The organism is Oceanicaulis sp. UBA2681, from assembly GCF_002354675.1.
In the GTDB taxonomy this organism is placed as follows: domain Bacteria; phylum Pseudomonadota; class Alphaproteobacteria; order Caulobacterales; family Maricaulaceae; genus Oceanicaulis; species Oceanicaulis alexandrii.
The window spans coordinates 231,512-239,708 of record NZ_DEMB01000008.1 but is presented as its reverse complement, the minus strand read 5'-3'; the positions used below and the strand labels follow the sequence as shown (position 1 = coordinate 239,708).

Below are 8,197 nucleotides of genomic sequence, written 5' to 3'. Positions count from 1 at the left end.
GAACAGCGCCGCCATGATCGCGGCGAGGCGTGTGCGCGCGCCCGATTGCACATTGATCATGGACTGGCCGATCATGGCGCAACCGCCCATGCCGCCGAAGAAACCGGTGACCAGGTTCGCTGCGCCTTGAGCCACACATTCCTGGGACGCGCCGCCCCGTTTGCCGGTCATCTCACCCACAAGGTTGAGCGTCAGAAGGCTTTCAATCAGACCGATGGCGGCCAGGACCAGCGCATAGGGGAAAATGATCTGAAGCGTTTCGAAATTCAGCGGCACAGTGGGGATGTGGAAGCCCGGCAGCCCGCCCTGAATGCTGGCGAGATCGCCCACGCGCGGCGCGTCCAGACCAAAGCCGATGACGATGGCGGCGGTGATGGCGATGCCCGCCAAAGGCGCGGGGATGGCCTTGGTGAATTTGGGCAGCGCCCAGATGATCAGCATGGTCAGGCCCGTCAGTCCCAGCATGACCATGAGAGGAACACCGGTCAGCCAGTCGCCTCCCGCCAGTCCGTGACCGCCGCCGCCATGGTCGGAGCCTGGAACCTGGAACTGGCCCAGCTGGGCGAGGAAAATCACGATGGCCAGACCGTTCACAAAGCCCAGCATCACCGGGGTCGGCACCAGCCGGATGAATTTGCCAAGTTTGAAGATGCCCGCGCCCAGCTGAAGCACGCCCATCAGCACGACGGTCGCGAACAGGTATTCAACGCCATGTTCGGCGACCAGCGCCACCATCACGACCGCCAGCGCGCCCGTCGCGCCCGAGATCATACCCGGACGGCCGCCGAACACCGCGGTGATCAGGCCCACGATAAAAGCCGCATACAGGCCAACCAGCGGATGCACGCCCGCCACAAAGGCGAAGGCCACTGCTTCAGGCACCAGCGCCAACGCCACCGTCAAACCGGCCAGCACTTCGGTTTTCAGCCGATTGGGGTTGGTCAGAGACAGGTTCGCGTCTTGCTCGGTAAGAGAAAGACGCTCCACAAGCGCGTTGAGGGTGGCTTTGACCATCACGATAGATCCCGGCTGGATAAGATAGTTTGCGCCATTGAGCGGCAAACAAGCTCCGTGCTCTGACACGGCCCTTGCTGCAACGCAACACTCGGCCCTGATTATTTTGTTTCGCGTTGAACGGATTTGACGCCGGGTGACACCTGTCACTAACGCGCGCCCGGAGACAGGGGCTAAGTGAAATCCATGGGCGAGGCCGGAACCGACTAATCGATTTCTCCAGCGCCCATGGCGGGAACTGATACACTGCTCGCGCGAATAGCGCACAGGGGGCATGACGCATGAATGACGAACGAACAGAGCAATTGCACTCTCTGACGATTGAGCGAACCCAGGAGTCGCACGGATCTGGCGGACCCGGATGGGTGGCGCTTCTGGTCGCAATTGTACTGGCGGGCGGTGGCGGCGCCGGCGCTGCCTGGTATTTCTCTCCCAAGGCTGAACCCGCTCCGGCGGTCACGGCGGAAAGACCGGACCGCAGCGTTGAAACGGTCGAGACGGCGCCGGAAGTGGCGCCTGCGGCATCAACGCGTCCCGCGCCAAGCTCGGGCCTTGTGGCGTCCGGGTATGTGGTGGCGCGCCGACAAGCGACGGTTTCCGCAGAGATCACGGGCCGCATCCGCGATGTGCTGATTGAAGAAGGCGCCGTGGTCGAGGAGGGCGAAGTGCTCGCCTATCTCGATGATGATCGCGCCCGCATCGATCTTGATCTGTTTGAAGCTCAGCAGGCGGCTGCAGCCGAGCGGGCGCAATCGTTCGCCGCGCAAGTGACTGAAGCGCGCACGCAACTGACTCGCACAGAACAGCTGATCAGCTCAGGCTACGCGACCGATTCACGACGGACCGCCGAACAGGCCCAGCTCGACAGCCTTCAGGCTCAGCTCAGCGCCGCGCGTGCGGATCTTGCCGCCGCCCGTGTGCGCGTACGCAGCCAGCGCGATTATGTGGACCGTCATGTGGTGCGCGCGCCGTTTGGCGGCGTGGTGATCGCCAAGAACGCGCAAGTCGGCGAGATCCTCTCACCTGTATCCGCAGGCGGCGGCTTCACCCGGACCGGCATTGCGACCCTGGTCGACATGGACAGCCTGGAGCTCGAAGTGGATGTAAACGAGGGCCAGATCCAGCGTGTGCGGGCCGGCCAGCGCGTTGAGGCCATTCTGGACGCTTACCCGGACTGGCGCATTCCCGCCCATGTGGAAGCCATCATTCCCACAGCAGACCGCGCTCGGGCGACCATCCGCGTCCGCGTGGCTCTGGGAGAGCGTGATGACCGGGTCCTGCCGGACATGGCCGCCCGCGTGACGTTTCTCGAACAAGACTGAATTTCGATCTCAGCACCAGGCGATAGGGACAGATCATGACCGACGTGCTCTACGAACTCACAAATCTCTCCAAGCGTTATACCCGCGGCAAAGAGAGCGTTGCGATCTTTGAAGACCTGACCATGACCATCAATCGCGGCGATTTCATCGCGATCATGGGTCCGTCCGGGTCTGGCAAGACAACCTTGCTCAACCTGCTGGGCGGCATCGACAAGCCTTCTGGCGGGCAGGTGGTCTGCAACGGGCTCCGGATCGACAATCTCAGCCAGGCGAAGCTGTCCAAATGGCGCTCGAGCCATGTGGGCTTCATCTTCCAGTTCTATAATCTGATGCCGACACTGACGGCGGCCCAGAACGTGGAATTGCCGTTACTGCTGACCAATCTGTCTGGCAAGGAACGCAAGCGTCGGGTTCAGACCGCTCTGGAAGTGGTAAAGCTGGCCGATCGCGGCAAACACCGTCCCCGCCAGCTTTCAGGGGGTCAGCAACAGCGTGTCGCCATTGCCCGGGCGCTGGTCGCCGATCCCGACGTGTTGTTGTGTGACGAGCCGACCGGCGATCTTGATCGCACCACCGCGGACGAAATCCTTGAAACGCTGCAGCTGCTCAATTCAGAGCTGGGCAAGACGATCGTCATGGTCACCCACGACCCGGCGGCCGCCAAATACGCCCGTCGCGAATTGCACCTTGATAAAGGGCGCTTTGTGGAATCCGGAGCGATGGCATGAATGACCTCACGCTCATACGCAAATCCCTGTTCAGGAAGAAAACCCGCGCGATCCTGCTGATCCTCTCGATCATGACGGCCTTCCTGATTTTTGGCGCGCTCGCCTCGATCGACCGGGTGCTCAACTCTTCTGAAGAACTGTCGCGGGCTGACCGCCTGGTGACGGTGAACAAGATCAATTTCACCCAGACCATGCCTTTCGCCTATTGGGGTCGGGTTGAAGGTGTGGATGGCGTGCAGGCCGTCACGCACGCCTCCTGGTTTGGCGGGTATTTCCAGGACGTGCGCAACTTCGTGCAGTCATTCGTCGTGGATATGGACAGCTATCTGGTCGTCTACCCCGAACTGGAGCTGCCCGCCGACCAGCGCGCCGCACTGGCTGAACGCCGCGATTGCGTTGCCGTCGGGGCGGATCTCGCCGAACAGTATGAATGGAGTGTGGGGGATCGTTTCCCGCTCAGCTCGAATATCTGGCGGCAGCAGGACGGCTCCAGCGCCTGGGATGTGGAGGTCTGCGCGATCCTGACCACGGAAGATGAGGACCTCCCCACCAACTACCTCTTGATGCAGTACGACTATTACAACGAAGCGCTGGCCTTCAATCGTGACCAGATCGGCTGGATGATCATGCTGACAGGGGATCCAGCGATCAATGATGCGGTGTCTCAGCGGATTGACGACATGTTCGCCAACTCGCCGGCTGAAACCGAAACCACCACCGAAGCCGCGTTTTCCCAGGCGTTTGTCGAACAGCTGGGCAATATCGGATTGATCCTGAGCCTTGTCGTCAGCGCGGCCTTCGCCACCATTTTGATGATCGTGGGCACCACCATGGTGATGGCGATCAATGAACGGACCAAGGAAGTGGGCGTCATGAAGACGCTTGGTTTCTCATCCTCGCGCATCTTCACCCATGTGTTGTCGGAATCAGTGCTCCTCAGCCTGGTCGGAGGCTTGTTGGGACTGGGGGCCGCCGTGCTCCTGCTCAGCGGCATCGCCCAGGTCGCAGGCGGGCAATTGCCGGGCCTTGGAGTGGGCCGAGACACCTGGATCCAGGCGTTTGGCCTGATGATCGCCTTCGGTCTCTTGACCGGGTTTGTACCGGCCCTCAACGCCATGCGTCTGAAAATCGTCGACGCTTTGGGTAAGGAGTAATCGCCATGATCTCGCAAATTCTTGCGGTCACCTCGATCAATCTGCGCTCCATCCCGCAACGCTGGGGCATGTCGCTGGCGACCATCCTCTCCATCGCTCTGGTGGTGGGCGTCCTTCTGGGCTTCCTCGCCATGGCCAACGGCTTCCGCGCCACCGTCAGCGGGACCGGATCAGAGCAGATCGCCGTCCTTTTGCGCTCTGGCGCTCAAGCTGAACTCAATTCCGGCTTTGGACGGGATACGGTGCGCCTGATCGAAACCGCACCCGGCGTGGCGCGGGATGCGGAAGGGAACGCCATTCTGTCGGCCGAGCTGTATGTCATCACCGACGCGACCAAACGCTCGACCGGCAATGACGCCAGCCTGTCCTTGCGGGGCGTGGATGAGATGGCGCCGCGCCTGCGCGAAAACTTCCAGATCGTTCAGGGCCGCATGTTCGCCGAAGGCTCCAACGAGATCGTGGTGGGCGAGGGCGTGATCCGGGAGTTCTCCGGTTTCGATCTGAACTCCACCATCCGCATGGGCCCCAATGAATGGCGCATTGTCGGCATCTTCTCGACCGGCGGTTCAGTCTTTGATTCCGAGATCTGGGCCGATATCGGCACGGTCCAGAACCTCTATCAACGCGGCGCGAGCTATCAGTCGATCCGGGTAGAGCTTGATGGCGAAACCGGCCTGACCGAACTTCAGGACTATGTGGAAAACGAACCGCGTCTGGATCTCGATGTAGAAACGGAGAAGGACTTCTTCGCCCAATCAGCGGGTGGGTTGTCCAATCTGATCATGTATCTGGGCTGGCCTTTGGCAATCATCATGGCCGTCGGCGCGCTCGCCGGGGCGTGGAACGCCATGTACGCCTCGGTGGATTCGCGCATTCGCGAGATCGCCACCTTGCGGACTTTGGGCTTTTCAGGTTTCGCCGCCTTTGTGGGAACGCTGGTGGAGTCCCTGATGCTCGCCTTTATCGGCGGCCTTGTAGGGGCCTTGATCACCTATTTCGTCTTTGACGGTGTGAGCGCATCCACCCTTGGCGGCAGCTTCACACAAGTGGTGTTCTCGTTCGCGGTAACGCCCGCAGCGGTGGTGAACGGGGTGGTCCTGGCGCTGCTGGTGGGCTTGCTGGGCGGCTTTTTCCCGGCCTTGCGCGCCTCTCGCGTGCCGCTCCTGGAAGTGCACGGCTAGACGCCTTCAGGGCGGGTCTGACTCTCAGCCAAGCGCCTGAGCCAGATCCGCCCAGAGGTCGTCCACATCCTCAAGTCCCACAGACAGGCGCAGCAGGGCGCCTTCGGCTGTCCAGGGCACGGCGGTGCGCCGGATCTGGCGGTCGCAGGGCAGGATCAGGCTTTCATAGCCGCCCCAGCTGAACCCCAGGCGAAACAGATGCAGAGACTCTGCAATCGCTTCGCCCGCCCGCGCGTCCATCCCGTCCAGCACAAACGCAAAACAGCCCGATGAGCCGTTGAACTGGCGCTTGAACAAGGCATGGTCAGGATGACTCTCAAGACCTGGATGTAGGACCCGCGCGACCTTGGGATGCGCCACGAGTTGGCGGGCGATGGCGAGACCAGAAGCGCCGGAGCGTTCGATCCGCAAGGACAATGTCCGCAAACCGCGCAGGCAAAGATAAGCGTCATCCGGCGAGACATGGCCGCCGAACAGCACATCCTTGTCTTTCAGGCGCGCCGCCGCGTCTCCGCGTGCAGCGACCGCACCCATCAGGAAATCGGAATGCCCGCCGACATATTTGGTCAGCGCCTGGGCCGCGTAATCCACGCCCAGCTCAAGCGGATTCATCAACAGGCCCGCACTCCAGGTATCGTCGATCACGCTGGCGGCGCCGGCGTCTCGGGCTGCGCGGGCGATGGCGGCGATGTCCTGCACCTCAAACGTCAAGGATCCGGGAGCTTCCAGAAGCACGAGCGCGGTCGGTTTGGCGAGCAAAGTCGAGATGTCTGCGCCAATACGCGGGTCGTAATAGACTGGCGTCACGCCATAGCGCGGCAATTCTTCATCACAGAAGCGCCGCACCGGTCCGTAGGCGGAATCAGTGATCAACGCCTGCATGCCTGAAGGCTGCTCGGGCAGGGCCGTGCGAAGCGCCAGGATCACGCTCGCCAGACCGGACTGCGCCAGCGCCACGTGGTCCGCTGCATAAAGCTGAGCGATCGCGTCACGGAGTTCGGTGTTCGGGCTTAACCCGCCGCGCCCGTAATGCCGACGGGGCGGTGTGGGGCTGTACAGCTCGGCCGTTGAAGGCGCGACGACGGTCGAGGCGCGCTCGATCGGCGGGTTGACCAGATCGTCGCTGCGGCGGGGCTGACCGGAATGGATCAGTCGGGTGTCGCGTTTCATGTCGACGCGCTCCCTTCTCTTCGTTACACCTGAGGTATTGATTTCAGCATGTAAGGCGGTTGGACCGATGACGCCAGCGTCTTTGTTCGACCTGATGGACCCGCGTCGCCTCGTAAAAGGAGCGACAGCGTTTGCATTGGGCTTCGCGGTTTCCCAAAGCGATGTGGCGGCGTCCCGCTCGCACATGGCCGATATACAGAACCGCGGCGTGCTCAGATGCGGCGTCGACACCGGGCTGACGGGGTTTGCAGAAACTGACGAAAACGGCGTGTGGAGCGGGTTCGAGGTCGATCTCTGCCGCGCCTACGCCGCCGCTTTTCTTGGCGATCCCGACCGCACCCAGTTTGTGCCGACAACAACCCTCGACCGGTTTCAATCCTTGCGGGACGGCGATGTGGACATCCTGTTGCGCAACACCAGCTGGACCTTGTCGCGGGCAGCCACTCAAGCAGTGCGATTTACAGGCGTCTATTATTACGATGGCCAAGGCTTTCTGGCCCCGGCCGACCTGGGCCTGACCTCAGCGCAGGAGCTGAGCGGCGCGCGCATCTGCGTGCAGCCCGAGACCACCAGCGCGCTCAATCTCGACGATTATTCAGAACGCTACGGGCTGAACTTCACCACCGTATCCGTTGAAACCGTCGCGGACGCCCGCATAGCGTATGAGGCGGGGGAATGTGATGCGTTCACCAGCGACGTCTCACGCCTGGCCGGCTTCAGACGCAGCCTCACTGAACCCGACCGGCACATGGTCCTGCCTGACGTCATTTCCAAGGAGCCGCTGACGCCCGTGGTGAAAGCCGGCGATCCCCGGTTCGAAATGGCGGTGGAATGGGTGCTGATGGCGCTTATTGCGGCCGAAGAATACGGGGTTACGCAAAGCCAGCTCTCAGAGCCGGGCCAGATATCAAACCGTCCGGAAGTCCGCAGACTTCTGGGATTGGATGAAGATATCGCCTTAAGTCTCGGTGTTGACGAGGACTTTGCGCGGCGAGCGATCGCTGCAGGTGGCCATTATGGCGAGATGTTCGAACGCAATCTGGGTGAAGCGTCCCCGCTTCAGCTAGAGCGGGGACTGAACGCCCAATGGAACCAGGGCGGGCTGCTGTATGCTCCGCCCGTGCGCTGAACGCTCCGTCTAATCGAGCCAGGGCGGGGTCGGCAGGCCTTTTTCACGCAAGAAGTCGGGGTTGTAGAGCTTGGACTGATAGCGTGATCCATGGTCGCAAAGAATGGTCGTGATCGTGTGACCCGGCCCCATCTTGCGGGCCAGGCGGACCGCGCCGGCGATATTCACGCCAGCTGAACCGCCCAGACACAGGCCTTCTTCCATCACGAGATCATAGAGAATGCCTAGCGCTTCCTCATCCGGAATGCGGAAAGCTTCATCGATTTGAGCGCCTTCCAGATTGGCGGTGATGCGGCTCTGTCCGATGCCTTCGGTGATTGAATTGCCTTCAGCTTTCAGCTCGCCATGGGCGTAATAGCCGTAAAGCGCCGCGCCGCCGGGATCCGCGAGGGCGATCTTGATGGCGTCATTCTTGGCTTTCAGCGCATCAGACACGCCCGCAATCGTGCCGCCGGACCCGACCGCCGCCACAAAGGCGTCCACCTTGCCGCCGGTCTGC

At 61.8% G+C, this 8,197-nt stretch carries 8 protein-coding genes; 5 read left to right on the top strand and 3 right to left on the bottom strand.

Annotated features, from left to right (window positions below; translation table 11 throughout):
• The coding region (locus B3M53_RS06300; protein WP_286799948.1) for a SulP family inorganic anion transporter at window positions 1–1,014 on the bottom strand (1,014 nt) is incomplete at its 3' end.
• Between the two features lie 281 nt (window positions 1,015–1,295).
• On the opposite strand from B3M53_RS06300, the gene B3M53_RS06295 reads away from it, so the two are divergent.
• Genes B3M53_RS06295 through B3M53_RS06280 form a run of 4 tightly spaced genes read left to right on the top strand, consistent with a single transcriptional unit; the run spans window position 1,296 to window position 5,399 of the window.
• Window positions 1,296–2,336, top strand: coding sequence for an efflux RND transporter periplasmic adaptor subunit (locus tag B3M53_RS06295; protein WP_286799947.1), 1,041 nt, complete (start codon window positions 1,296–1,298; stop codon window positions 2,334–2,336).
• Between the two features lie 35 nt (window positions 2,337–2,371).
• The gene (locus tag B3M53_RS06290) at window positions 2,372–3,064 is read left to right on the top strand and encodes an ABC transporter ATP-binding protein (RefSeq protein WP_022699452.1); all 693 of its coding nucleotides are present in this window, start codon (window positions 2,372–2,374) and stop codon (window positions 3,062–3,064) included.
• Window positions 3,061–4,218, top strand: coding sequence for an ABC transporter permease (locus B3M53_RS06285; RefSeq protein ID WP_273147648.1), 1,158 nt, complete (start codon window positions 3,061–3,063; stop codon window positions 4,216–4,218). The genes B3M53_RS06290 and B3M53_RS06285 overlap by 4 nt, the downstream gene beginning before the upstream one ends.
• Window positions 4,219–4,223: 5 nt before the next feature.
• Window positions 4,224–5,399: an ABC transporter permease gene (locus tag B3M53_RS06280; RefSeq protein WP_022699454.1), complete on the top strand. Its 1,176-nt coding sequence runs from the start codon at window positions 4,224–4,226 to the stop codon at window positions 5,397–5,399.
• A 24-nt stretch (window positions 5,400–5,423) separates the two neighbouring features.
• Here B3M53_RS06280 and metC read toward each other — a convergent pair whose 3' ends face one another.
• Window positions 5,424–6,569 carry a cystathionine beta-lyase gene (gene metC, locus B3M53_RS06275; protein ID WP_286799946.1) on the bottom strand — a complete coding sequence of 382 codons (1,146 nt, stop codon included), beginning with the start codon at window positions 6,567–6,569 and terminating at the stop codon, window positions 5,424–5,426.
• Window positions 6,570–6,636: 67 nt separating this feature from the next.
• On the opposite strand from metC, the gene B3M53_RS06270 reads away from it, so the two are divergent.
• Window positions 6,637–7,698, top strand: a complete 1,062-nt coding sequence (locus B3M53_RS06270) for an amino acid ABC transporter substrate-binding protein (RefSeq protein WP_273147641.1) — start codon at window positions 6,637–6,639, stop codon at window positions 7,696–7,698.
• Window positions 7,699–7,707: 9 nt separating this feature from the next.
• Here the strand turns inward: B3M53_RS06270 and B3M53_RS06265 are convergent.
• Window positions 7,708–8,197 (bottom strand): pyridoxal-phosphate dependent enzyme (locus B3M53_RS06265; RefSeq protein WP_286799945.1); only part of this gene is annotated, 490 nt, incomplete at its 5' end.